This window comes from Pedobacter sp. Bi126 (genome assembly GCF_918698245.1).
GTDB lineage: Bacteria > Bacteroidota > Bacteroidia > Sphingobacteriales > Sphingobacteriaceae > Pedobacter.
Genome location: NZ_CAKKMS010000007.1, coordinates 68,898 through 93,909, shown reverse-complemented (window position 1 = coordinate 93,909; position 25,012 = coordinate 68,898). Strand labels below are relative to the sequence as shown.

Here is a 25,012-nt window from a genome sequence, read left to right as displayed (position 1 = left end):
GGATTATAACTTAACACTTAAATTTAAACCGTAGGTACGCACTGGCGGCACTCCGCCGAGCTCCATACCCGGAATGGTTGCATTATAGCTCGACTCGGGATCGATGTTGTCTGTTTTCTTCATCAGGATGAATAAATTACGCCCAACAAAACTCACATTTAAACCTTTAATCTTATTATTGAACATTTTTCCAGGGAAGTTATAACCCAGAATAACTTGTCTGAATTTGATAAAACTTGCATCCTGCACAAACTGCTTTGATACGTTATTGGCAAAAGTGCTGTAATAATTTGCTGCATTTATGCCTAACGCATCACGGTTTTCTAAAGTAGCCTGATGCAAACCAAACACATAACCATAATAATCAGTGGCAGAGAAAATTTTGCCGCCCCATTTACCATCAATCAGGAATGAAAAGTTAACACCTTTGTAGTTAAACTCGTTGTTCCAACCAGCAGTCCACTTATTGTAGGCTGAACCATAAGGTTTCAGCTCTCCTCTTTCTGGAATACCATTGGTATCTTTTATAATATTACCATTAGCATCGTATTTATAATCGTAAGCCATTACCTGTGCAATAGCCAATCCTTCTAGATTCTGTAAAAAGCCCACATTACTCCTTGACGTTGCCAAAGGTTGCGAAGCTGTACCAGGTGCAAGCGTTAATACTTTGTTATCATTATACGATCCGTTTAAAGTTGATGTCCAGCTGAAATCTTTATTTTTTAAAACAACGCCCGATACTAAAGCTTCAACACCGCGGTTTTGCAACTTGCCAATATTTAAAAATGCCCCGTTATAGCCAGTTGTGGTTGAAGTAGGAACAGCAAGGATCTCATCTTTCGATTTTTTGTTGTACCAGGTAAAATCAACACTAAGGCGATCGCCAAAGAACCTCATTTCTGTACCAACTTCAAGTTCACTTGCGCTAGACGCCTTTAATGTAGCATTCGGGATTGCAGCATTTACAATATTTCCAAGCGAACTGCCATTAATGGTTTCACTACGTAAATTATAATAAAGCTGTGTTTGGAAAGGCGTGGTTGCCTGACCAACATTGGCAAAACCCGCTCTTAATTTACCAAAACTCAAGAAAGATGGCTTCCATAATTCTGTAAAAACAAATGAACCGCTGATAGATGGATAAATGGTATTTAATTTATTATCTCTGCCGGGCGTGGCCAAGGTAGAAAACCAATCGTTACGTGCACTTCCTGTTAAATATAAAATATCTTTATAAGTTACTTCTAACGTTCCATAAACAGATTGGGTTTCCTGATCAGTCTGGTAAACGGCTACCGCCTTCCCTCCTGTATTGGATAAATTATAAACACCAAAAATCTGGAAAGATCCGCCTGTATTTGTGGTTCCGGCACCTTTGGTACGGCGGTAACTTGCACCAAAATTTGGGGTAATTGAAAAATCGTCTATTTTAAAAGATTTACCAATCAACGCATCCACATTAATATCAGAGAATTTACTGATCTGTTCGGTGTAACCTCCGTCGGCATCATAAGCCGTACCGGATGGGGTAACCGCAACGTAATTGTCGTTATAGGAATCTCTACCTGCACGTGCCTGTAAAAACAATCCGTTATCAAAGGTATATTTTGCACTAATAGAACTTAATAAACGTTCTCTTTTGGTATTGTGAATAAAATCATAAGCAGCAAACCAAGGGTTAGTAGCATAGGTATTACCTGTATTATACGAAAGCTCAGTTTCATCAGGTTTTTTACCAGGCTTTAGCGTTTCAATATTTACACTGGTTGGTAAAAATGCTGCATTATAATTGGCGTTACCTGCACCATCAGAAACCATTGGCCTATTTTTGGCTTGTTCTAAAATATAGTTAAAACGTGCATCAATCACTAGGTTCTTTATTGGATCGAAAGTACCGGAAAGGGTAAAATTTTGTCTGTTTAAACCAGAGTTAGGTACAACCGATCTATTGGTTAAATCGCTTGCAGATAAGCGCATTACGCCACCGGTAAAAGATTTGTTTAATGCCAGGGTATTAGTAAACGTTCCTCCTGTTCTGTAAAAATCTTCAATATTATTCTCCTGAGCAGAATAAGGCCTGCTCACACCATCAAACTGAACTACGTTAGAACCATCTAATCTGGCCCCCCAGCTCGAGCTTCCTGTAGAAGCTGCTGCCAATTGCGTAGCGGGTTTCTGACCATTTACACCTTGTCCGTATATATATTGCCAGTTGGTTCTATCCATCACCTGCTCGGCAACATAATTACTGCTAAACTCAATATTGTTCCCCTTGCCACTTTTAGTAGTGATCAGGATTACGCCTGCTTTAGCTCTGTTACCATACAGTGCTGAAGCTGCAGCACCTTTCAAAACAGAAATGCTTTCAATATCATCAGGGTTTAAGTTGCTGATCGCATCTCCTAAATCTGGTGCATTATCATATTGACCGCCATTATTACCAATACCAATAGTGCTCCCAAAACCAACCGGTGCACTTTCCATTGGAATACCATTAACAACATACAGTGGCTGACTTGACGGACCTAAGCTAGATACACCACGGATGGTAACGTTGGTGGCCGCACCAGCACCTCCGGATGTACCGGCAATATCTAAACCTGCTACTTTACCCACTAAAGAGTTGGTAATATTATTTTCACGAGCCTGGGTTAGCGTTTCGCCGCCAACCTGCGTAACCGAGTAACCTAAGGCCCTTCTTTCTTTTTTGATACCCAAAGCAGTAACCACCACATCGGTAAGCTGTTTGGTATCTTCTGATAGTACGATATCAATATTGGCCTGCGAACCGATGGCAATTTCCCTGGTTTGAAAACCAGCATAAGAAATTACCAGAATAGCATTTTCAGGCGCATTTAATGCAAATTTACCGTTCACATCGGTAGAAGTACCAATGCCTGTTCCTTTAACCCTAACACTTGCACCAGGCAAAACCCCTCCAAGGGCATCTTTAACGGTTCCCGAAATCGGGACTTCTTTATTTTTGCTAATTACAATCAAGCCACCATCCGAAACAGAATATTTCAGGTTGGTTCTGTTTAAAATGGCTGCCAATACATCAGTAACCAAAGTATTGGTTACAGTAATGCTTACATCCTTGTTTACCGGAACGTAAGAAGAGCTGTAAACAAAATGGTAACTGCTTTGCTGCTCAATAATCTGTAATACCCTGGCCAGCTTTGTTTTCTTAACATCCAAAGAAATTTTTTCCTGAGAAAAAACCGATGCCGAAACATTAAGACAGGTAATGAAAACCATAATACAGGCTAGTTTCATTAGCATAATGAATTTTAGAAGCGCTTTATATTTTGGGCGCCCTTGCAGTAAGTAATAATAAATCATATTTTTGTTTTTTTGGTTGCATAAAGTTCTTGGCAGCAATCTGTTTGCGCATAAACTGCCATTAATTAATCAAAAGAGAAATTACAAGGGCGGTGCTCCAACACCGTCCTTTTTTCTTTCTATTTCGAGATGGTTACCTGTTTTCCTTTTATCTCATATTTAAAATTATTTTCAGTGTCTTTTAAAGCTTGTAAAACCTGTTCGATACTTTCGTTTGTTATGGTGGCTGTGAAGCGGTATTTTTCTATTGAAGGATCTGTAAATCTGATCTCTACGTTGTACCATTTTTCTAAAACATTTCTAATCTCATCAAAATCCTGATCGTATATTTCGATCCGGTTCTGCGTCCAGGCGGTTTCTACAATGGTGCTGTCTTTAATCTTTGTGTAATGGTTAATGGTAATTTCGGGCTGTAAAGCAGTAGGTTTAAGCAATTTGCTTTTTTGTTGCGGCGCAACGCTCTTATAAAAAGTAACTTTCTGACTTGGTTTTAAAGTAATGGTTCCGCCATTTCCATTTACGGCTTCCATGGTAATTAACCCGCGGATTAAAGTTGCTTCTGAAGTTGTTTCATCAGGATATGCTTTCACATTAAAAGCAGTACCCAGTACATTGATGTTAAAATCGGCTGTGTGCACTTTAAAAGGTTTATTTTTATCGTGAGCCACATCAAAAAAAGCTTCGCCTGTTAGGGTAACCTCTCTGAATTGATCGTTAAAACCTTTGGTTACAGATAAAGAACTTTTTGCGTTTAATAGCACCGATGTTCCATCCTGAAGTTTAATTTTTTTACGCTCACCACTTTTTGTGGTAAAGGTGTAAACCTCCGCTACAGCATTTTTTGTATTGTTATACTTAAAGTATGTGTTATAAACCAATACTGCGCCAAGCACTAAAACTAATGCTGCAGCCATTTTAAGCCATAAATAATGGTTTAGTTTAACTACTTTTTCTGCGGGAAACATACTTTCCTTCAGGCTCTCTGTCTGTTTATTTAATGGGCGTTTATTCCCGCTCAAGATCACATAAAGTTTTTTTGCTTCTGCAATTACTGCAGCCTGCTCAGGGTGGGCATTAATGTACTTCTCCCAATATCCAACGCAAAGCTTATCGGTTCCAGCACAATACTGCTGAAAAGTACTATCGACAAGAAAATCTTCTGCATTGAATTTACTTCTATCAACCATTCTAATTTGCCTTTTATATATCAGTGCCCGAAAGCTTTACTTTTTCCTAAGGAAATTTTAACTTTTTTTTAACATAGCGGAATATGTGCTCTGAATGTAGGCAGGATGAAGAAATTTAATTTGCAGGAATGCTACTTTTAAAGTTTATAAAGGGTCTGGTAAATATTTATTGTTTAAATAATCTCTTTTTTCTGGGAAAGCCATTATTGAAGTTCTTCGGTAAATATTTGCCCTGCCATCCGCTTTACCTCTCTGCGTTCGGTGCCCGCTCCTGTTAGGTTTAGGTGGCTCAGGCTGTTTTACTATTGAAGGCTGCATGGAGCAGAAGGATTAAACACCCAAGAACCACATACTTCATTGCCTAAACCCGGTAGCAACGGAAATCCTTTTTATTGCTTAACGACAATATTTAACTATAACGTTTATTTGCAATAAAAAGATTGAAGTGCATAACGGGGCTACAGCACCCACGGAGACAGTAATGTTCGTTTTCAAAACATGAAACTCACAACTATCCAAAGCTGGCAGACCATGGAAATAGAATGACTCCAAAGGTTTTAAGTTTAGATTAAGTGTTGTTTATTTTTTGGCGTTTTAACACGCTATCCGCTGTATCTTTTGGCTTTCCTTCGACGGACTCAGGATGACACCAAAAGGATGCCGCTCCTATCGTTAACGCATGTTTTCTGCCCAAATGAGAAGTTTATAAAGAATTGAGCGCCGGAGAAACTTCGAAAGTTTTAAGATGAATTGAACTAACTGCAAAAGATCTCTCTATTCCGCTGCGCTGCAATCGAGATGACGAAATGCGGAGATTTACGCGTTAAATTCTTTCCTTAGGATTTTAAGGGCGTCGTAAATGGTATTATAGGCTGTTTTTATGGTTTGGTTGCTCTGCTCGGCAATCTGCTCGTAACTTAATCCATCAAAAAACTTCAGATGGATGAGCTGTTTTTGGCGGAAGGTCAGTTTTTCTAATGCATTTTTGAGCTGATGCTGCACCAGTTCGTCGCTTTGTACCTTAACAATAAACTCTTCGTAGCTCATTTCCATCCAATCGCCATCGGCCCCTGCATTAAAAAGTGCATCGTTAATTTTACGCTTTCTTTCTAATATTCTGAGCAGTTTGCGTTTAAGGAAGGTACGCAGATAGGCTTCAACATGATCAACACGGGTTAGGCTTTCGTGTTTCTCCCAAATGGTGGTAAAAACAAGGTCGGTAGCTTCACTAGCAGTATCGGCATCGGCACAAACCCTGATCCCGAAATTTACGAGCGGGTAATAAAGTGCTGAATAAAGGTCAAAAAACGCATCTTTATCGCCAACCCGTAACCGTTCCCATAATAAGTGATGCGCTAGTTTACTGTTCATTAACCTGTTAGTTGTTATCGCAATATTAACTAAAAACAACAAGATTATTACTTAGAGATTGGGAATAAATCTATTAATGTGCCTGAGATTTGCGAAACACCAGAAGCCTTTAGCCAATTTTTAAACCGCTAAAAAGAACTACCGGCAGAGATGAAAAGTTAAGTCTAGACCTCGCAGGTTTTAAAAACCTCCGAGGTCTGTAATTAGATTACTTTAAAGCTGTTTTACTAAAAATGTGATATTCTCCCGGTGCTAAAGTTCTGTTATAGCTATCTGATGAAAGGTTTATGCTGCTTCCAACCGCATCGACCCAGGTTCCTGATGAACCAAAATCAATATTGGCCGTCTGGGTCACTACATCAAAATTCCCGACCACTACAACCGTATTTGCACCCTCGGTTAACTTAATGTATTTAATTCCTCCATTCAGGTTATAAGTTGAGTTGGTTGAATTAAAAATGCTATTGTTCTTTTTCAATCTGATAAATTTAGCGTAAGCATCATATAGTGCTTTACGGTTTGGATCGGCATAATAATCCCATTTAATCGGTTTTTCGCCTGTTCTTCCATTAAAATCGATACTTACATCGTAGCCCAATTCTCCAAACTGCCAGATCATTTTTGGCCCGGGGATACTAAACAAAAATGCAGCTGCTAACTCTTCTCTTTTTAATGATGTAGCCAGATTCCCCTTAATCATATAATTACCTGATCCATTGCCATAACTGATGTTTTTAAAATTCAACCTTTCCTCGTCATGACTTTCGCCATAGCCAACCAAATTCTCTGATTTGGTAAAACCATGATTGGCATAAAAACCCCATTGAAAATCAGAGCCTCCCAACCAACCCATGGTCGCTTCGTTCATATCGTGGTTCAAGTTATTCCAAAGCATCATTCCATCATCGGCCAAAACTTTTTCTTCAGATTCTTCAGCAAAATGTTCCAAGATCACGTAAAAATTCGGATCTATAGTTTCGATATAGCCATTATAATCTTTCCAAGTAGCAATCCGTCCGGCATCGTATAACCTAAACTGTGCATCATCGGTTGACGATTTTTGTGTAAATCCTTTCGACAGATCGAAACGGAAACCATCAATTTTATACTGCTGCATCCAAAATTTCATCACATCTTTCGAAAATTTCTTGGTGGCCTGGCTTTCGTGGTTAAAATCATAACCTACGTTAAATGGATGTTTGGCATCAACATTAAACCAAGGGCTATTTGTTGTTGGCTTTGTGCCATCAAAATACAATTGAACCATAGGCGATTGACCGAAGGAATGATTCAACACCATATCCACAATCACGGCTATTCCACGGCCATGGCATTCATCGATAAAGTTTTGTAAAGCCGTTTTTGTACCGTAATATTTATCAGGTGCAAAATAAAATGACGGATTGTAGCCCCAGCTTAAATTCCCCTCAAATTCGTTTACCGGCATTAACTCAATTGCGTTTATGCCCAAACCAATTAAATAATCAAGTTTGGCCAATGTTGATGCATAATTATGATCAGTAGTAAAATCGCGGACCAGCAATTCGCAAATTACGAGGTTATCTTTAGCCGGGCGGGAAAAAGTGGTGTTTTTCCAGGTATAAGTTGGCTGATTAGCCTGCATTACACTTACAATGCCTGTTGTTTTACCGGTTGGATAGGCTTTTAAATTTGGATACGTGGCTGCAGTAATGTATTGATCATTATCCGGATCGAGTATTTTCTCGCAATAAGGATCGGCAACTTTTAAGTTTCCATCTACAAAAAACTGGTAGGCATATTCTGTATTGGGGTTTAAATTATCTACCTGAATCCACCAATAATTTCCATCTGGTGTATTTTTCATGGCTAGCGCTGTGGTAGACCAATCGTTAAACTCGCCAATTAGCGAAACTGATTTTTTACCTGGTGCATAAAGCGCTACAATAGCCGATGTTCCGTTGTTGATAAATACTATGCCATCTGTGGCCCCGGCAGGTAAAGCTGCTGTTTGATTTGTTGTCGTTGGCTCTATGATACCATCTGTTGATGCTTTTTTACAGGCACTATTAAGCGCTGTTATCAATAGAAACAGATAGAGGATGTTTTTTGCTTTTTTCGTTTCGTGCAGACACGAACCGAGGCGGTAAATAATATTTTTCATTTGGTTAGCTTATTATTGATTTTACCACAGAGAACGCCGAGTTTTCCACCCAGAAGATAATATCTCATGCCACTCTGTGCCCTCTGTGCATTTTCTATCGGTCTGTGTCTCACAGACCGATATTCTTGCTGGTGGTCTGTGGGGACACAGACCATGGAATAAACCATGGATTTATTACACCGATCTATTTTCTTCTAACCCAAGTTTAGAAGCCAAGACTTCGTCAGTTTTCTTTGGTTCGCGGATAAACACATAACAGATTATAGCAGCGAGAATCATCAAACCACCACCCAATTGAACAGCTAAAAGTCTATCGTTATTTAACACATTCCGCATTAGCCAACCGAAGCCTAGGGAGGCAATAATTTCTGGTAAAACAATAAAAAAGTTGAAAATACCCATGTAAATCCCGATTTTATCTTTGGGTAAAGAGCCACTCAACATGGCATAAGGCATTGAGAGAATACTTGCCCAGGCAATCCCCACACCAGTCATGCATAAATAAAGCATATTTTTATCGTGCACCCAGGCTACGCTGATTAAACCAATGGCTCCACAGATCAAACAAAGGGCATGTGTAGTTTTACGGCCCAGTGCATCGGCAATTTTTGGAAGCACCAGTGCGAAAAGAAAAGTAATAACGCTGTAATAAGCGAGTGTTAAACTTCCAAAATCTGCACCATGCGCATAAACCGGATCGGCAGCATCTTTTCCACCAAAAACATTCACGGCAACGGCTGTGGTATAATAAAACCACATTAAAAACAAACCTGGCCAGGTAAAAAACTGCACCAAAGAAACAATTTGCATCCTTTTAGGCATATTCTTTAAGGCATGAAAAATTTCTCTTGCACCACCACCAAAACCTTTATTGCTTTCTTTTACTTTTTCTTTAAAATCTACATCCTGAGGTGGGTATTCTTTGGTGGTAAAAACCGTCCACAATACAGCAGCAAAAAAGAAAAAAGCACCGATATAAAAAGAGAATTTTACATTTTCTGGAATACTGCCCTGTTCTGCAGTATTGGTTAGGTGGAATACATTGTTCATAAGCCACGGCAATGCTGATGCTACACTACCTCCTAAACCGATCATCATGCTCTGCATAATGAACCCGCGGTTAACCTGACTATCGGGTAATTTATCGGTAACAAAAGCACGGAAAGGTTCCATTGCAATGTTTCCAAAAACATCCAGAATCCAAAGTAAACCAGCGGCCATCCACAGCACACTGCTGTGCGGCATAAAAATTAATGCAATACTGCTTACAATAGCTCCGATCAAAAAATAAGGTCTTCTTCTACCCCATTTTGGGTGCCAGGTACGGTCGCTCAGGTAACCAATAATAGGTTGTACCAATAAGCCGGTTAAGGGCGCGGCCAAAAACAATAATGGAACCTGATCGGGATTGGCTCCAAGGTTTTCGTAAATACGGCCCATGTTTGCACGCTGTAAATCCCAACCGAACTGAATCCCAAAAAAACCAACGCTCATGTTGATGATCTGTACAAGTGTTAATTTCGGGTTCTCGAATACTGTTTTTAAGCTCATTTTGCTTTATTTAAGCGCTAAGCGCAGGGCGCATGGCGTTATATATTTTGATTATACAATTAGTTCAATCGCTAACCGCACGCCGCTTGACGCACCGCTAGTGGTTAAAATGCTATCACCTGTGCGCTAACAGGCGTAAGGGTTACGGGTATGCTTGTTCCTGCCGGGATATTTAATTTTCTGTCTGTTAACAGATCTGTAACCGGAGATGAATGTTTAACTTTTAAAATCTGATCAGGAATTTCGATATTGGCGGTTAAGGTTTGTGTCCGATCGAAATTGGCCACTATCAATAAACGCTGTTTGCCCGAGTAACGGATAAAAGCATACATGCGGTTATTCATGTTACCAGTAACAGGCACCTCATAAATCTCACCATTTATTACAGCATCGCTGGTTGAAGTAACTTTTAATAACTGTTGGTAGTAAGCGCGTAATTTCTGCTCGTTTTCACTTAATTGTTTACCATCAAAAGCGCCATTATTCATCCATTTCTGGTGGCTTGGAACCCCCCAATAATCGAAAATAGTGGTCCGGTTATCGTCGCCGCCAAATCCTTCCTGCCCTTTTCCGAGTTCACCAACTTCCTGACCGAAATAAAGCATCACAGGGCCCGAGCCTAATGTTGCCGAAACAACCATTGCAGGTAAAGCGAGTTCGGCTTTCCCTGCAAATCCTGCTGATGCAATGCGTTCTTCATCGTGGTTTTCTAAAAAGCGCAACATGTGTTTGCCAAAACCAGCACTTTCTACCTGCCATACGTGTTTAATCGCAGCAACATCTGCAGTTGGTTCATTTCTGATCAGTTTTTTAAGTCCATCGTACAAACCCACTTTATCATACAGGTAGTCGAATTTACCTTCGTCTAAATATTGTTTGTAAACTTTTGGATTGTAGGCTTCTCCGAGAAAAATCAAATCAGGATTCACTTTTTTAACCTGTGGAATTACCCAGTTCCAGAAAGCAATAGGCACCATTTCGGCCATATCGCACCTAAAACCATCCACCCCTTTATTGGTCCAATAAGTTAAAATATCACGCATTTTTAGCCAAACCGGCGGAATGGGGTCGAAATACTGCTTTTCGTCGTTCTGATAATCTACGCCGTAATTCAGTTTAATGGTTTCGTACCAATCGTCGTATTTAGGCTGTGCAGAAAATACATTGTTACCGGTAGCTTTTGCAGGGTTTTCATCAAACTTACCATCCTGTAAATTAGAAATAGGTGTTTGCTTTGCACCACTTGTTGGCACTGCAAATGGCTGACCTGGGTTATAATAAAAATCGTTTCTGGCACTAAATGCTTTGGTTACATCATCCTGGGCACCAAAATCGATTACATTTTTTGGTTTTGCATATGAGTGGTAACTTCTTGCTACGTGATTGGGCACAAAATCGATCAGCACTTTTAAGTTTTTGGCGTGTGTTCTTTTCACCAGCGCTTCAAACTCCTTCATTCTATTTTTAACATCAACAGCCAGATCGGGATCTACATCGTAATAATCGCGGATGGCATAAGGCGAGCCCGCTCTACCCTTTACCACATCGGCATCATCAGGTTTAATCCCATAGGCAGCATAATCGGTTAAACTTGCATGGGCAAGTACACCGGTATACCAAACATAATTTACGCTGAGTTCTTTTATACCATCTAAGGCTTTATCAGTAATATCGTTAAACTTACCTGAACCATTTTCCTCGATGGTTCCATAAGGCGTATTGGTAGTGTTTTTATTCCCAAATAAGCGGGGCAATAATTGATAAATAACGATCTGTTTATCGTTCATTTTTGTACGCTGTTTTTGTGCAAAGGATAGTGTAGCGGGTATTATAAAGATAGAAAAAAGCGTCAACATCCTCCCCCTGCCCCCTCCAAAGGGGGACAAGAATAGGGCGATAAAATTTCTCTTATGAATTGAAGGCTGTGGGTTTTCGCCTCTTCCTTCAACCTTTAAGCCCTCTATCTTTCTCATACCAACGCTGCGTTATTTACTTCAATTTCGGTATTTCCGGCCAATTTATAAAACTGGTTTCTGATACCGATTTCTAAATCAACGGCTGCATTGTTTTTGATGCTGATACCATTCTCGGTAATATTGATCTTTAAGGTAGCCCCTCTAAAGCCGATGGTAAACGAAAAAGATTTCCATTTGCCTGGCAAGAAAGGATTAAACTGCAATTTACCATCACGCACACGCATGCCTGCAAAACCTTCTACCACACTCATCCAGGTTCCTGCCATCGAAGTGATGTGCAAACCATCTTCGGTATCGTTGTTATAATCATCCAGATCTAAACGGGCGGTACGCAAGTAGAATTCGTATGCACGTGATTCGTCGTTTAATTTTGCCGCTAAAATACTGTGCACACAAGGCGACAATGAGCTTTCGTGTACGGTACGTGGCTCATAAAAATCGAAGTTGTGTTTCAATGTATCCAGATCGTAATCTTCTTCAAAGAAATATAATCCCTGTAAAACGTCGGCTTGTTTAATGAAACACGAGCGTAAAATCCTGTCCCAGCTCCACTTTTGATTAATTGGACGTTCGCTGGCAGGAAGATCTTTCACCAAAGTTTGCTCTTTATCTAAATATCCATCCTGTTGTAAGAAAATGCCCAATTTTTCATCTTGTGGATAATACATTTTCTCGATGATATCGGCCCAATCGGTAAATTCCTTTTGATCGAAATTTAAGCTTTTTAACAGACTGTTGTATTTTTCAGGCTGCTGTGTTTTCACGATTTCGGCAGCTTCGGTGGCATATTTCATACACCAGGTAGCCAAAACATTGGTGTACCAGTTGTTATTTACATTGTTTTCATATTCGTTTGGTCCGGTTACCCCAAGCATTACATATTGCTGTTTATCATTGCTCCAGTTAACGCGTTGTTTCCAGAAACGGGCAATACCGATCAGTACTTCTAAACCAAAATCAGACAGGTAGCTTTCATCACCAGTATAGCGGATGTAATTGAAAATGGCAAAAGCGATGGCACCATTACGGTGAATTTCTTCGAAGGTAATTTCCCATTCGTTGTGGCATTCCTCGCCGTTCATCGTTACCATAGGATACAATGCTGCACCGTCTTTAAAACCTAATTTTGCTGCATTTTCAATCGCTTTACCCAATTGTTTATGGCGATACACCAACAGGTTTTTGCTCACTTCCTGTGGAGCGGTTGCCAGATAAAACGGCACACAATAAGCCTCTGTGTCCCAATAGGTTGAACCTCCATATTTTTCGCCTGTAAAACCCTTCGGACCAATGTTCAACCGGTCATCTTTACCGGTATAAGTTTGAAAAAGCTGAAAAATATTGAAACGAATGGCCTGTTGAGCCGAAACATCGCCTTCGATAATAATGTCGCTTTCTTCCCACTTATTTGCCCAGGCTTCGGTTTGTTCTTTTAACAAGGTATCGAATCCTTTAGCGGATGCTTTGGCAATTACCGATTTTGTTTCCTTTAAAAGTGATTCTTTTGGATAATTTTCTGAAGATAAATTCGCCGCAATTTTAACCAAAGTGATCTCTTCATTTGCTTTAACATCAAGAGAGATAGTTTGTCCCACAAATTTCTCTTTGCGAACAGCCTCAGGGTTGATATCTAATTTCTCTGCATTTTTATACAGTTCGATATTACTCCCGGTACAAACCTCAAATTCAGTTTTCTTAGTTCTTAATTTAATGTAAGCTTCTGTTCCAGAAATTTCGTCAGCTACCTTATCCCAGAATTTTTCGTCATAGTTGCTGTCCTGATTTTTAACGTCGCCATCAATAAAAGGCATTAGTGTTAATTTACCATCGAAATTTAATGCCGTAATGCTATAACGGATGGCGCCAACTTCATCATCGGCAATGCTGCAAAAACGGGTCGATTTAACTTTTAAGGTTTTACCGCTTTTTAATTTTGCCGTGAAGGTGCGCTCCAGATATCCCGCATGCATGTTTAGCACACGTTTAAAATCGCTTACCTCAGCTGTTGCCAGATTAAGGATTTCATCATCTATTTTTACTTCAATACCTACCCAGTTAGCCGCGTTCAATACTTTTGCAAAATATTCCGGATATCCGTTTTTCCACCATCCCACACGGGTTTTATCTGGATAATAAACACCTGCAACATAATTCCCAGGTAAAGTATCTCCGGTATAAGTTTCTTCAAAGTTGGCGCGCTGGCCCATACGGCCATTACCCAAACTGAAAATACTTTCCGAAATTTTATTTAAATGTGGATCAAAGCCTTCTTCGATAATATTCCACTCATCTGCTTTAATGTAATTTTTCATAATCTAGTATCAAGTAGCGAGTAACTAGTATCAAGTAATTAGTATCGTGTATCAAGATAAATTCACTACTTGATACTCACTACTTAATACTTGCTACTCCCTTTACAACGCCTCTAAATCTTTAACTGTTAATTTGTCTAATCCGCTTACTACCACATCTGCCTGGCTAAGCACGCTTTTTTCGCCGATACCGATGGCTTTCATTCCGCCTCTTTTTGCGGCTTCTACACCCGCAACGGCATCTTCAAAAACCACACATTCATCAGGTGCAAAACCTAAAAGTTCGGCTCCTTTTAAAAATACTTCCGGATCAGGTTTTGATTTGGTGACCATGTTTCCATCAACTATTTCATCGAAGAAATGAGCAAGGTCTGTTTTCTCTAAAATAATTCCTGAGTTTTTACTTGCCGAGCCCAAGGCTAATTTGTAACCGGCTTTGTGAATCGCTGTTAAGAAATCAACCGTTCCGGGCAAAACTTCGGCCGGTGTCATTTTAGTAATCATATCTACATACCAGCTGTTTTTTAAACTGGCGAGTTCTTCTTTTTCGGTATCGGTTTTATCTACACCACCCCAAACGAGAATCTTATTTAAACTTTCTACGCGGCTTACGCCTTTCAACTGTTCGTTCTGCTCTTCTGTAAAATCGAAACCCATGGTATTAGCCAAACGTTTCCAGGCTTTATAATGGTAAACTGCAGTATCTACAAGTACGCCATCAAGATCAAAAAGACAAGCCTTGATTTTAGTCGGAAGTCCGGAGTCCGAAGTCGGGAGTATTTCTAGCATATTTTTTATCTGTAGCCGTCGACTTAAGTCGACGGAAATTAATTTAATACTAAAACCAATGTTGTTTTAGCGGGCACTTTTATATTTTGAAAATTGATGTTTTCGCCGGTGATTACATTTTTGGCAGTTGTAATTCCTGCTGTTCTTTCGGCAAAGCGATCGGTATTTAAAGTTTTTTCTTTTTCAGTGTTGTTTACAATAACCATTACTGTCCCTTTTGGTTCTGCATTGTAGCGGAAATAAACATAAATATCATCTTGCGGAACAAACTGCATCAATTTACCGGTTTGTAGTGCTGCGCTGTTTTTGCGGAAATTGGCCAATGTTTTAACAAAATTGAAAGCTTCATTTTCTTTGCCTGTACGGCCATCGGCTATAAATTTGTCCTTTTTATCACCTTCCCAGCCGCCAGGAAAATCGGAACGGATCAGTCCATCGGGATTGGAAAAGTTTTTCATTAAAATTTCTGTTCCGTAATACATCTCGGGAATGCCCCGCATGGTTAAGAGAATGCTCATTCCCATTTTGTATTTATCGAAATCTTCGCCAACCATCGAATAGAAGCGGCTCATATCGTGATTATCTAAAAAGATGCAGTTGGTATTTGGGTTTTTATAAAGAAAATCGTGTGCTAAGGTGGCATACAAACGGTTAATCCCGTCTACCCAACCGTTTTTGCCGTTTATTCCTTCGTAAATTGCATCTTTTAAAGTGGCATCGGTAATGCCTTGCAAATGGGTATCAAAACCGCGGTTAACCGTATTGCCGCCAGTAAAAAAGGCCTGGTTCGCCACAGCAGTTACCAGTGTTTCGCCAAAAACAGATAAATGCGGGAATTCTACCTGAACTTTTAAAGCCCAATCGGCCATATAAACGGGATCATTATATCCATAAGTATCCAAACGTAAACCATCAACACCAGCATATTCGATCCACCAGATGTGGTTTTGAGTCAGGTAATTCTGTACATAAGGATTGGTCTGGTTTAAATCGGGCATTGAAGGTACAAACCAACCATCTAACATCTGTTTACGATCTGCGGCAGAGGCGTGTACATCCATCACAGTTTGATCGCGGTAACTCGTTTGCGTATACTTTGGCCATTGGTTTAACCAGCTTTTCATCGGTAAATCTTTATAAAACCAATGTTGGGTGCCAATGTGGTTATGTACAATATCTTTAATCACTTTTAATCCTTTGGCATGCGCAATCTCTACATACTTTTTGTAAAGTGCATTTGTTCCATAACGTGGATCTATTTTATAATGATCGGTTACTGCGTAGCCGTGGTAAGAAGCTTGTGGCATATCGTTTTCTACCTCTGGTGTCATCCAAACGGTAGTTACACCTAAATCTTTCAGGTAATCGAGGTGGTTGATTACCCCTTGTATATCGCCGCCATGGCGGTAGTACATGCTATCGCGGTTTAATGCAGTTTCGGTTAAAACCTGAATCACATCGTTGCTTTTATCGCCGTTCGAAAAACGATCGGGCATAAGCAGGTAAATAAAATCTTTGTTGGTTACACCCTGAATCCTTCCCGCACTTTTATCGCGGTTTTTTAATTCGTAGGTGTAAGTAAATATTTTCTTTCCGTTAATGGCAAAGTTAATCGGGAATTTGCCGGCTTTGGCCGATGGAGCAATTGTTAAATCGAGAAATAAATAATTCGGGTTTTCTACTTTATTTACCTTTACGAGCTTAACCCCTGGATAGGTTAAGGACACGGTGGTGTTGGCAATATTATCGCCGTGCACCAGCAGTTGTAATTTAGGGTTGTGCATGCCTGTAAACCAGAACATTGGTTCTACCCGTTCCAGCTTTTGGGCAAATAGATTGTTTGTTAGAAAAACAACCAGTAGGATAAAAATGGTTGTTATCCTTTTAAAAAAGGAAGTATTAGTATGAGTATGAATTGGAAACGGATAATTTGGATGGGTATGAAATCTGTTCATGCTAAAACTTTAAAGATTTTAAAAAAGCCCCGCAGTTTGTTACTGCAGGGCAGATAATAAGGATTAGTTTTTAACCATTGTAGCTTTTTTAGCAGCTACATCTAAAGTAATGGTATAAGTTCCGGGAATGGTTACGGCAATGTTATCGCCTCCATTGGTCAAAGCAGTTAGGCTACCACCGAGATTAACTGTCCAATCGTGTTTGAACCTGAATTTCAATGCACCAGCGGTTAAGGTTGTTTTAACGGAGTAATTATTTGATTTTCCATCATTTACAACCTTCATGTCGGTATCATTGTTCCAGCCACCCAAAGTTGCGTCTCCAATAATCGACCATTCGTTCGGTGTTGAAAAAACTATGGTTTTGGCATTTAAATCAACTGTTACCTGTTTCACCACGGCATCTGGCGATTTTAAGTTATCGCCTGCACTACTGCTGATTTTACCCGAACCGGCATCGCCATAGGCAACATCCCATTTTTTAGCAGGTGTGATTTTAAACTCCAGATTTCCGGCAGTATAGGCTATCATTCCAGTATAAATACCGTTGCTTGATAGCGAAATTAAACTGTCAGCAGTAGTAGGATCCCATCCTTGATAAGCCCCTGGAACATAAATCCATGCTGAAGCCAAATAAGGTGTAGCGGTTAAAGTGATCACGTTTGAGTAAGTTAAATCGTTTACGGCCGCTCCCGATTTCAACCTCACTTCAACCTGGGCGGCAACGCCAACTTTTCCACCTAAAGCTAAAATCATGTTGTTGATTTCGGTTACGGTTGGTGCATAAGTTTTTGCGGTAACCACTACTTCTTTTGGAGCAGCAAAGTTAGTGCCCTTTAACGCGAACTGTAAGGTTGAGTTTACCGGCACCACATAACCTGATGACATAGCCAGTGGATAGCTTAATGTTAATGCGGCCTGCGCACCATTTGACTGTACCAAACTCAATGTAGTGGTAGAAGCGGTAAGTGTGCCTGCTGCTCCAACAATTGAAACCGTTTGCGTTTCATCTTTTTTACACGACCAAAGCGATAGAGCTACAAAGCACAAGGCCAAGGTTTTGAAAAATATTGATTTCATATCTTATTAAAATATTAAGATTAATAACCTGTGTTTTGAACCAGATTCGGATTGGCAATTAAATCTGCCGCTGGAATCGGATAAATGTTGCGGTAGGCAGGAATAGATGTTCCGGCTTTAACTCCGCCTTTAAATGGCCATAAGTAAGTACCACCGGTAAATTTACCATAGCGCACTAAATCGGTACGGCGGTGACCTTCCCAATATAATTCGCGGGCACGCTCATCCAAATAAAAATCAACTGTTAATGTTGCCGGAAGCACATTACCTGATGCGTTGCCATAAGCACGTTGACGTAATGCATTAACATAGTCGAGCGCTTTACCAGCATCGCCACCTGCACCGCCGCGGGCAATTGCTTCTCCATAAATTAAATACTGTTCGGCCAAGCGGAAAATTGCAAAATCCAAAGAGCTGAATGTTCCGTTTAATGATGGAGGTATGGTGCTTGTACCAATGATATTTTTAAACTTTGTAACCCGCAATCCATCTGTAAATACGCCAATTTCATCAACTGTATTTTTTGCACCGAAGAAAGTACCGCGTTTATCTAAAGTTCCATTTGCATCTGGAAATAATGCGGGCAAATTCTGACGGGTCCTGTTACCGCCCCAACCACCATTAGGTACGCCGTAAGACGCTGTACCCATATCGGCATTAATACCTGCATTGATCAAAAATGTGGTGCCTCCGTAATTGGTACCTGTTACTCCATCGTAATTAATGGTTAAAATATTCTCGGTATTGTTAATGTTATTATCCGCTTTAAAAAGATCCATATAATTGGATTTTAAGCTATAACCAGCAGCAATCACCTTGCTCGAGTAAGTAATGGCTTCTGTATATTTTGCAGTTCCGGTATACACCTGTGCATTTAAATATAACCTGGCCAATAAAGCCCAATCAGCACCTTTATCTGCACGGCCATATTCGTTGCTACGCGCATTGGCTAAATCGCCCTCAATTGCTTTCAGTTCTGATTCGATATAGCTAAAAAGAGCCGCTCTCTGAATTTGTTTTGGGGCTACTTTACCAATTTCATCATTTTCGGTAACAAAAGGAGGGTTACCAAAGGCATCCAAAAGCACCCAATATTGATAAGCACGTAAAAAACGGGCTTCTGCACGGTATCTGGTAATATCTGCAGCGTCGGCACCTGTAATGTTGCGTGAAGCCAATTTATCGGCTGTACTTTCGCGAAGAAATTCGTTACAAACCGTAATCTGTAAAATACTTCTCGAGTATAATCCCCTTAAAAATTGGTTATCCACACTTGGTGTACCATAATCTAATTCCGGAATACCGGTATCTCCCCAGGCACAGATCGCCTCATCGGTTACCAGCTCTTGTGAAGTCCAGAATAAACGCAGGAAATCTGCAAAACCCGAGTTCAATCCACCGATATCACTATTATCCGATCCTGTAGAACTGGTTAATGCATAAGCCGCATATAATTTAACCAAACCTTGTTTATAACCTGCCGGAGTAGCATAAACGGTTGCCGCAGTAACATCATTGGTGGGCAATACGTTTAAATCTCCTTTTTTGCATGAATTTAATGACAACAATAAAACACCTGATGCCAATATTATTTTAAATGAGTTTTTCATTTTTTGTCTCCTTATTAAAAACCAACATTAAAACCTAAAGTATACGTGCGCGGACGCGGATATAGGTTATAATCAATACCACCGCTCAACTCAGGATCTATACCATTGTACTTGGTTACGGTAAAAACATTTTGGCAGTTTGCCGATATCCTTAACGAGGCTGTTCCGGTTTTAGATAACTTGCCGGCGTTGTAAGAAATACCCGCATTATCCATTTTCAGGAATGAAGCGTTTTTAATATAGTAATCGCTCAAGAACTGGTTGTTCTGGAAATTGGTTGCCAGAAAATCTGTTGATGCATTGTTGATTACACCTGCCGGACTTAAGATATTCGCTCTGACACCAAAGTTTGATGAAACGTTATCATATATATAGTTACCAAAGTTAGCCCTAAGCGAGGTAGTAAAACTCCATTTCTTGTACGAAAAGGAAGTATTGAAACCCAGGGTAATATTTGGATCAGGTGATTTATAAAAATACTGATCGCTGGTATTGATCACGCCATCTTTGTTCAGGTCTTCATAAACACCTTCTAAAGGTTTTCCATCTGCGTTATATACTTGTTTGTACACGAAAAAAGATCCGGGGATTTGGTTAACGGCATTGTATTTTAAGGTAACACCGGTACCACCTGTAATATCGCCTGCACCAACTTTCGAAGCGGGATCGGGATTTAAGGTTAAATTGGTTACTTTTCTTTTGTTGTATGCAATGTTTACTCCAAAATCCCAGCTGGTGTTTTCGGTTTTGATTGCCGAGAAGTTTAAACTTCCCTCAACACCTTTAACATCCATATTACCCACATTCGTTGTTAACTCGTTGTTAAAGTTCGTACCTACTGGAATATTGATTTTGCTTAAAAGATCAGAAGTCTTTTTGTAATACACATCGATACTTCCGTATAAACGGCCTTTCATAAAACCATAATCCAAGCCTGCATTATAGGTGGTAGTAGTTTCCCATTTCAGATCAGGATCGTAAGCTGCCGGAGTATAATAGTTGTAAAAAGTATTACCAATCTGGTATTGGCCGGTATTGCTATTGGCATAATATTTAGATAGGTAGTCGTAATAGCCAATACCATCTTTATTACCTGTTTGACCGTAACTTAAACGGAGTTTTAAATCAGAAACCGATGAGCTGTTTTTCAAGAAATTCTCGTTTGAAATTCTCCAGGTAAAAGCAGCTGAAGGAAAATAGCCCCAACGGTTTTGCGCTGCAAATTTGGAAGAAGCATCAGCCCTTAATGTTCCGGATAAAATATATTTATCAGCCAAAGTATAAATGAACCTTCCGTAGTAAGAAAGCAATTTATCGCGATCGGTAGAAAAAGGGAAAACAGGCGTTACCAATGCTTCGCCAGTACCTTTGTAAGAAGTAAAGTTGAAACCGGTTTTTGAGTTATCGTAATATCCGTAACCTGCAGTTACATCAAAACGGCTTTTAATACTCTCTACAGTGTGTGCGTAGTTTAAGTAAAACTCAGAAAGTTTGTTGGTTTCTGTATTCAAAGAATGGGTATATGATCCTGAAGTTGAAATGCTTTGTGCAGCATAAACCGGAATACGAACATCACCATAACCTTTAGACAGATCGTAACCTAAATTTAAATTAGCGTGCAATTCTGGTAAAAAGTGGAAAGAGTAATCGAAACGTGCGTTACCAAAACTTCTTTCGGCATTACCATTGTTATCGTTCAATCTGATTAAACCTACCGGGTTGCGCGGTGCATTCGGATTTACCGTACCATCGCTTCTTAACCATTCGAAATAGTTACCAAAGCTATTTTTTGCGTTTACTGATTGTGTTGGATCGAACTGGATAGCAGCCCCAACAGCACCGGCATTAGCAAAATGCGACTGGGTTAACGCACCTTTTAAGTTTAAATCGATTTTTAAATGATCCTGGAATAATTTTGGCGAAATACTGATTGCACCGGTCCCACGAGAAAAATGATCGGTAATCAAAAGGCCTTGCTGATCTAAATAACCAGCAGAAACACGGTAAGGAACCCCTTTAAAAGAACCTGCAATGCTTAAACTATTGTCGGTAGAAAATGCGTTCTGATAAATTTCATCCTGCCAATCGGTATTTGAACTGCCCAGTAACGAAGTAAATTTTTTACCATCGTCATAACTTGCATTGGGGTTCGCATTTACAAAATCGCGGATCTGGCCTGAAGAAAGGATATCCACCTTTTTAGCAACCGTAGCGATAGAATTGTTGGTGCTAAAATTAAACACCGGTGCACCTGATGCACCTTTTTTGGTCGTAATTAAAATTACCCCGTTCGATGCCCTCGAACCATAAATGGCTGTTGCATTTGCATCCTTTAAAACAGTAAAGGTTTCAATATCGTTCGGGTTGACCAATGATAATGGGCTTGGCGCATTACCGATAGCGTTACCACTGAAGGGAACCCCGTCAATTACGATAAGAGGATCGTTACTTGCATTTAATGATGCCCCACCACGGATACGGATCTGGCTACCTACTCCAGGTTGACCACTATTAGAGATAATGTTCACCCCTGCTACCTTACCCTGAATTAATTGTTCAGGGGTAGTAATGGTACCTTTCTGAAAATCTTTCGAGTTTACTGTAGTAATAGATCCGGTTAGGTTTTTCTTTTCTGCAGTACCATAACCGATTACCACAACTTCATTCAGTTTTTGTGCATCGGGTGCCAATTGAAAATTAACAGTAGCATTTGCTGAAATGCTTACAGCTTTATCAAGGGTTTGATAACCGATAAAACTTGCAGATAGCGTTACCGAACCATTCGATAAACCTGCTAGTTTATAATTACCATTGGCATCTGTTGATGTACTTCTTGTTGTTCCTTTTACAACTACAGAAGCGCCAGGTAATGGCAGACCGGTTTCATCAAGCACTTTACCAGATACCGATCCGGTTTGTGCTTTTACCATTAATGCTGAAAAAACTAACAGCACCAAAAGCCCCTGTTTTAACAGGTAAAATACTCTCATATTTGAAGCTCGTTTAAGTATAAAAATTTGGTTAAATATTATAGTGATTTACACATAGGCCTAATTTACAGCAGTTAATGATATTTCAAAATTTATTTAAAAAATATATTTCGCGCCAAAATATCAACAAGAAAATCAGCGCAAAAATTAGCTTTTCGCTACAATAAAAAATTCACATTAAATAATTTTTAAATTTTCAACACATTGATAACCAACAAATTAAAAATGTTAACTTTTAATTTAAAGTGTAACTATTACACTAAGTCATTTTTGATACTTTTTTCGGGAACGTTCCCGAAAAAATTGAATCAAAATTCGGTCATCTTTCGGGAACGTTCCCGAAAATTGATCAGAATTCTGCGTATTTTACACTAAGTGACAAAAATTTTTGGAAATTTTAAGCTGAAAATCACCCCGTTTTTAAGGGCTTTTTTTTACCCGTTTACGGTCGAATTCCGTTTGACAATTTTAGACTCTAAAACCACCTCGTTTGGCAGGTTCTTATCGGCATGATCATCTAAAATAGTAAACAGTAATTTAGCCGCTTCCTCTCCTATTTCGGTAGCGGGTTGAGTGATTGTAGTGAGTGAGGGATTTAACAAAGGAGCAATTTCCAAACTGGAGAAACTGATCACCTTTAAATCTTTGGGAATGTTGATATTGAGATCGTAACAAGCATAGTAAGTAGCAAAGGCCAAACGTTCTACTGAGGTAAAAACACCATCGGGTTTCAATTGCGTTAAAGCCTGTTTAATGATAATGCTATTTTCTTCGTAACTGTTACTGCAATCAACGATCAGATTTTCTTCGAAAGGAATCTGATGTTTAGCCAATGCATCGAGATAGCCCTGCATACGTGTTTTACCTATCGATAAACTTTTATTCACCACCAGGTAGGCAATTCTACTGCAGCCCTGCTCTATTAAATGCTCAGTTGCCAGAAAGCTGCTATTATAATCATTTGTAATTACCCTCGGGGTATCAATATCTTCGTAAATCCGATCGAAAAACACCAAAGGCAGCCTTTTACTTCCAAATTTATTGAGGTAATTATGATCGTTAGCTTCTCCCGAAACCGACATTACAATACCATCGGCCCTACCATTGTGCAAATGGCGGATAAAAGTTACTTCTTTTTTATAATCATCATCAGTTACATAAATCAGAATATGGTAGCCATTTTCTCTGGCTACACGTTCAATACCGTGAATGGCCTGTGAGAAATAATTATTGGCCAATTCGGGTACAATAACGGCAATGGTTTTACTTTTTTGCTCCCTTAAATTACTGGCGTAGTGGTTGGGCTGATAGTTTAATTCTTTTGCTTTGGCTAATATACGCGCTTTGGTAGCCGCATTAATGTCACTATTATCCCTAAAAGCCCTCGAAATTGTAGAAGTAGATAAATTTAAAGCTTCTGCTAACTTCTTAATATTAATACTATCCATTTTTGGCCATTGAACCCAATTAATTTGAATTAATGCTGTAAATATAAACTTTAAATATCCGAAATATTTTATAAGCTTTAAAATTATACATTTTGTGTTCAATTTATATGGCCAGATAATCGGCTGTGAAATTCAGCTTCGAAAATGTTCGGTCGGCCAATTCAAAATTCTTTAAATAAATATTCATTTTTTTTAAAACAAAAAGCATCTTTACCGCTTTAATAATTATGCGCTTTTAATCATCATCTCATTTACCGGTTGCAAAACAAAACGATATGAAATAAAATTACAAAATGGGAAATAAGAAAATACTCATTGCCGATGACGATGAAGGAATTGTTGATGCTGTGACGATGATTTTAGAAGTGATGGGTTATGATGTTGAATTTACATATGATGGCGGGGCGGTAATAGAGGCGGCAAAAAATAAGCCAGATCTGATTATGCTTGATATCTGGATGAGCGGACATGATGGCAGGGATATATGCAAACAGCTTAAAAACGACCCTCAGTTTAAGGAAATCCCGATTTTAATGATCTCGGCCAGTAGAGACATCAGACAATCTGCACTCGATGCCGGTGCAAATGATTTTATGGAAAAACCATTTGAGATGGACTCGCTACTGAATAAAGTAGAGGTTTTGTTGGATTAGCTTGATACTAGCCAGAACCACCGTCACCCTGACCTGTAGCGAAGCGGAAAGCTACGGAGTAAACCGAGCTCACAGAAGGTAATTTATTTCAGGGTATTTTGCACGATGATCCTATTTGGAAAATTAATTATGATGAATCAATATTAAAAGAATTGCAGTTAAATGGATCCTGAAACAAGTTCAGGATGACGAACGCAATGATAAAAATCCAATATCCTTATTTCTTAATGATCACACTTAATTAATCTCCTTAAAATAAATCCGTTCAGGCAATTGCTTAAAAACAAATTCCGTTACCTGGCAAAGCCAAAGTTTATGGTTCTTAAATTCTCCTTTAAATTTTTCTAACAGATAGTCGCCACCACCGCCCAAATTCTCTTCGCGGACATAAACAAGATCTAAAATTTCGGCATTTTCAATAGGCGCATCAGCCATCAGTAATTTGCATTCATCCCCGGCAATCGCTATCCAGTTCAATAATTCATCGGCACCCTCTACCATTTGCAGATCGACTATATCTCCGCCCCATTCCGGTATATCGGCATACCATTCGTGCTTTGCATTTTTATAAAAACGAATTGCTCTCTCCATATTTTGTAAAG

Annotated in this window: 16 protein-coding genes; 1 reads left to right on the top strand and 15 read right to left on the bottom strand. The window is 39.4% G+C overall.

Annotated elements, in window-relative coordinates; genetic code table 11:
- Window positions 1–3: 3 nt before the first annotated feature.
- From LQ201_RS21990 to LQ201_RS21925, 14 genes are all read right to left on the bottom strand, one after another.
- Window positions 4–3,279 carry a SusC/RagA family TonB-linked outer membrane protein gene (locus LQ201_RS21990; protein WP_230146695.1) on the bottom strand — a complete coding sequence of 1,092 codons (3,276 nt, stop codon included), beginning with the start codon at window positions 3,277–3,279 and terminating at the stop codon, window positions 4–6.
- A gap of 185 nt (window positions 3,280–3,464) precedes the next feature.
- Window positions 3,465–4,532 (bottom strand): FecR family protein, encoded by a 1,068-nt coding sequence (locus LQ201_RS21985; RefSeq protein WP_230145823.1) that lies wholly within the window; start codon window positions 4,530–4,532, stop codon window positions 3,465–3,467.
- 144 nt (window positions 4,533–4,676) lie between these two features.
- The gene (locus tag LQ201_RS21980; protein WP_230146694.1) at window positions 4,677–4,850 is read right to left on the bottom strand and encodes a hypothetical protein; all 174 of its coding nucleotides are present in this window, start codon (window positions 4,848–4,850) and stop codon (window positions 4,677–4,679) included.
- Between the two features lie 498 nt (window positions 4,851–5,348).
- The gene (locus tag LQ201_RS21975) at window positions 5,349–5,903 is read right to left on the bottom strand and encodes an RNA polymerase sigma factor (protein ID WP_230145822.1); all 555 of its coding nucleotides are present in this window, start codon (window positions 5,901–5,903) and stop codon (window positions 5,349–5,351) included.
- Window positions 5,904–6,111: 208 nt separating this feature from the next.
- Window positions 6,112–8,046 carry an alpha-amylase family glycosyl hydrolase gene (locus LQ201_RS21970; RefSeq protein WP_230145821.1) on the bottom strand — a complete coding sequence of 645 codons (1,935 nt, stop codon included), beginning with the start codon at window positions 8,044–8,046 and terminating at the stop codon, window positions 6,112–6,114.
- Between the two features lie 174 nt (window positions 8,047–8,220).
- On the bottom strand, window positions 8,221–9,597 hold the full coding sequence (locus LQ201_RS21965; RefSeq protein ID WP_230145820.1) for an MFS transporter: 1,377 nt from the start codon (window positions 9,595–9,597) through the stop codon (window positions 8,221–8,223).
- A 104-nt stretch (window positions 9,598–9,701) separates the two neighbouring features.
- Window positions 9,702–11,570, bottom strand: coding sequence for an alpha-amylase family protein (locus LQ201_RS21960; RefSeq protein ID WP_230145819.1), 1,869 nt, complete (start codon window positions 11,568–11,570; stop codon window positions 9,702–9,704).
- Window positions 11,567–13,885 carry a glycoside hydrolase family 65 protein gene (locus tag LQ201_RS21955; RefSeq protein WP_230145818.1) on the bottom strand — a complete coding sequence of 773 codons (2,319 nt, stop codon included), beginning with the start codon at window positions 13,883–13,885 and terminating at the stop codon, window positions 11,567–11,569. Before LQ201_RS21955 ends, LQ201_RS21960 begins: the two co-directional genes overlap by 4 nt.
- A gap of 102 nt (window positions 13,886–13,987) precedes the next feature.
- A complete protein-coding gene (pgmB, locus tag LQ201_RS21950) occupies window positions 13,988–14,674 on the bottom strand; it encodes a beta-phosphoglucomutase (RefSeq protein ID WP_230145817.1) in 687 nt (228 codons plus the stop codon).
- Between the two features lie 38 nt (window positions 14,675–14,712).
- Window positions 14,713–16,629, bottom strand: coding sequence for a glycoside hydrolase family 13 protein (locus LQ201_RS21945; RefSeq protein ID WP_230145816.1), 1,917 nt, complete (start codon window positions 16,627–16,629; stop codon window positions 14,713–14,715).
- Window positions 16,630–16,692: 63 nt separating this feature from the next.
- Window positions 16,693–17,709 (bottom strand): SusE domain-containing protein, encoded by a 1,017-nt coding sequence (locus LQ201_RS21940; RefSeq protein ID WP_230145815.1) that lies wholly within the window; start codon window positions 17,707–17,709, stop codon window positions 16,693–16,695.
- Between the two features lie 20 nt (window positions 17,710–17,729).
- Window positions 17,730–19,319 carry a RagB/SusD family nutrient uptake outer membrane protein gene (locus LQ201_RS21935; protein WP_230145814.1) on the bottom strand — a complete coding sequence of 530 codons (1,590 nt, stop codon included), beginning with the start codon at window positions 19,317–19,319 and terminating at the stop codon, window positions 17,730–17,732.
- A gap of 14 nt (window positions 19,320–19,333) precedes the next feature.
- On the bottom strand, window positions 19,334–22,309 hold the full coding sequence (locus LQ201_RS21930) for a TonB-dependent receptor (RefSeq protein WP_230145813.1): 2,976 nt from the start codon (window positions 22,307–22,309) through the stop codon (window positions 19,334–19,336).
- A 434-nt stretch (window positions 22,310–22,743) separates the two neighbouring features.
- Window positions 22,744–23,757 carry a LacI family DNA-binding transcriptional regulator gene (locus LQ201_RS21925; protein ID WP_230145812.1) on the bottom strand — a complete coding sequence of 338 codons (1,014 nt, stop codon included), beginning with the start codon at window positions 23,755–23,757 and terminating at the stop codon, window positions 22,744–22,746.
- Window positions 23,758–24,050: 293 nt separating this feature from the next.
- Here LQ201_RS21925 and LQ201_RS21920 point away from each other — a divergent pair, with 293 nt between their 5' ends.
- Complete coding sequence (locus tag LQ201_RS21920) at window positions 24,051–24,410, top strand: PleD family two-component system response regulator (protein ID WP_230145811.1); 360 nt, start codon at window positions 24,051–24,053, stop codon at window positions 24,408–24,410.
- Window positions 24,411–24,647: 237 nt separating this feature from the next.
- On the opposite strand, the gene LQ201_RS21915 is transcribed toward LQ201_RS21920, so the two are convergent.
- Complete coding sequence (locus LQ201_RS21915) at window positions 24,648–25,001, bottom strand: DUF6717 family protein (RefSeq protein WP_230145810.1); 354 nt, start codon at window positions 24,999–25,001, stop codon at window positions 24,648–24,650.
- Between the last annotated feature and the right edge of the window lie 11 nt (window positions 25,002–25,012).

Coding starts and splice junctions, on each gene's coding strand:
- LQ201_RS21990 (WP_230146695.1), bottom strand. CDS start 3,279: ATGAAACTAGCCTGTATTATGGTTTTCATTACCTGTCTTAATGTTTCG.
- LQ201_RS21985 (WP_230145823.1), bottom strand. CDS start 4,532: ATGGTTGATAGAAGTAAATTCAATGCAGAAGATTTTCTTGTCGATAGT.
- LQ201_RS21980 (WP_230146694.1), bottom strand. CDS start 4,850: ATGCAGCCTTCAATAGTAAAACAGCCTGAGCCACCTAAACCTAACAGG.
- LQ201_RS21975 (WP_230145822.1), bottom strand. CDS start 5,903: ATGAACAGTAAACTAGCGCATCACTTATTATGGGAACGGTTACGGGTT.
- LQ201_RS21970 (WP_230145821.1), bottom strand. CDS start 8,046: ATGAAAAATATTATTTACCGCCTCGGTTCGTGTCTGCACGAAACGAAA.
- LQ201_RS21965 (WP_230145820.1), bottom strand. CDS start 9,597: ATGAGCTTAAAAACAGTATTCGAGAACCCGAAATTAACACTTGTACAG.
- LQ201_RS21960 (WP_230145819.1), bottom strand. CDS start 11,570: ATGAGAAAGATAGAGGGCTTAAAGGTTGAAGGAAGAGGCGAAAACCCA.
- LQ201_RS21955 (WP_230145818.1), bottom strand. CDS start 13,885: ATGAAAAATTACATTAAAGCAGATGAGTGGAATATTATCGAAGAAGGC.
- pgmB (WP_230145817.1), bottom strand. CDS start 14,674: ATGCTAGAAATACTCCCGACTTCGGACTCCGGACTTCCGACTAAAATC.
- LQ201_RS21945 (WP_230145816.1), bottom strand. CDS start 16,629: ATGAACAGATTTCATACCCATCCAAATTATCCGTTTCCAATTCATACT.
- LQ201_RS21940 (WP_230145815.1), bottom strand. CDS start 17,709: ATGAAATCAATATTTTTCAAAACCTTGGCCTTGTGCTTTGTAGCTCTA.
- LQ201_RS21935 (WP_230145814.1), bottom strand. CDS start 19,319: ATGAAAAACTCATTTAAAATAATATTGGCATCAGGTGTTTTATTGTTG.
- LQ201_RS21930 (WP_230145813.1), bottom strand. CDS start 22,309: ATGAGAGTATTTTACCTGTTAAAACAGGGGCTTTTGGTGCTGTTAGTT.
- LQ201_RS21925 (WP_230145812.1), bottom strand. CDS start 23,757: ATGGATAGTATTAATATTAAGAAGTTAGCAGAAGCTTTAAATTTATCT.
- LQ201_RS21920 (WP_230145811.1), top strand. CDS start 24,051: ATGGGAAATAAGAAAATACTCATTGCCGATGACGATGAAGGAATTGTT.
- LQ201_RS21915 (WP_230145810.1), bottom strand. CDS start 25,001: ATGGAGAGAGCAATTCGTTTTTATAAAAATGCAAAGCACGAATGGTAT.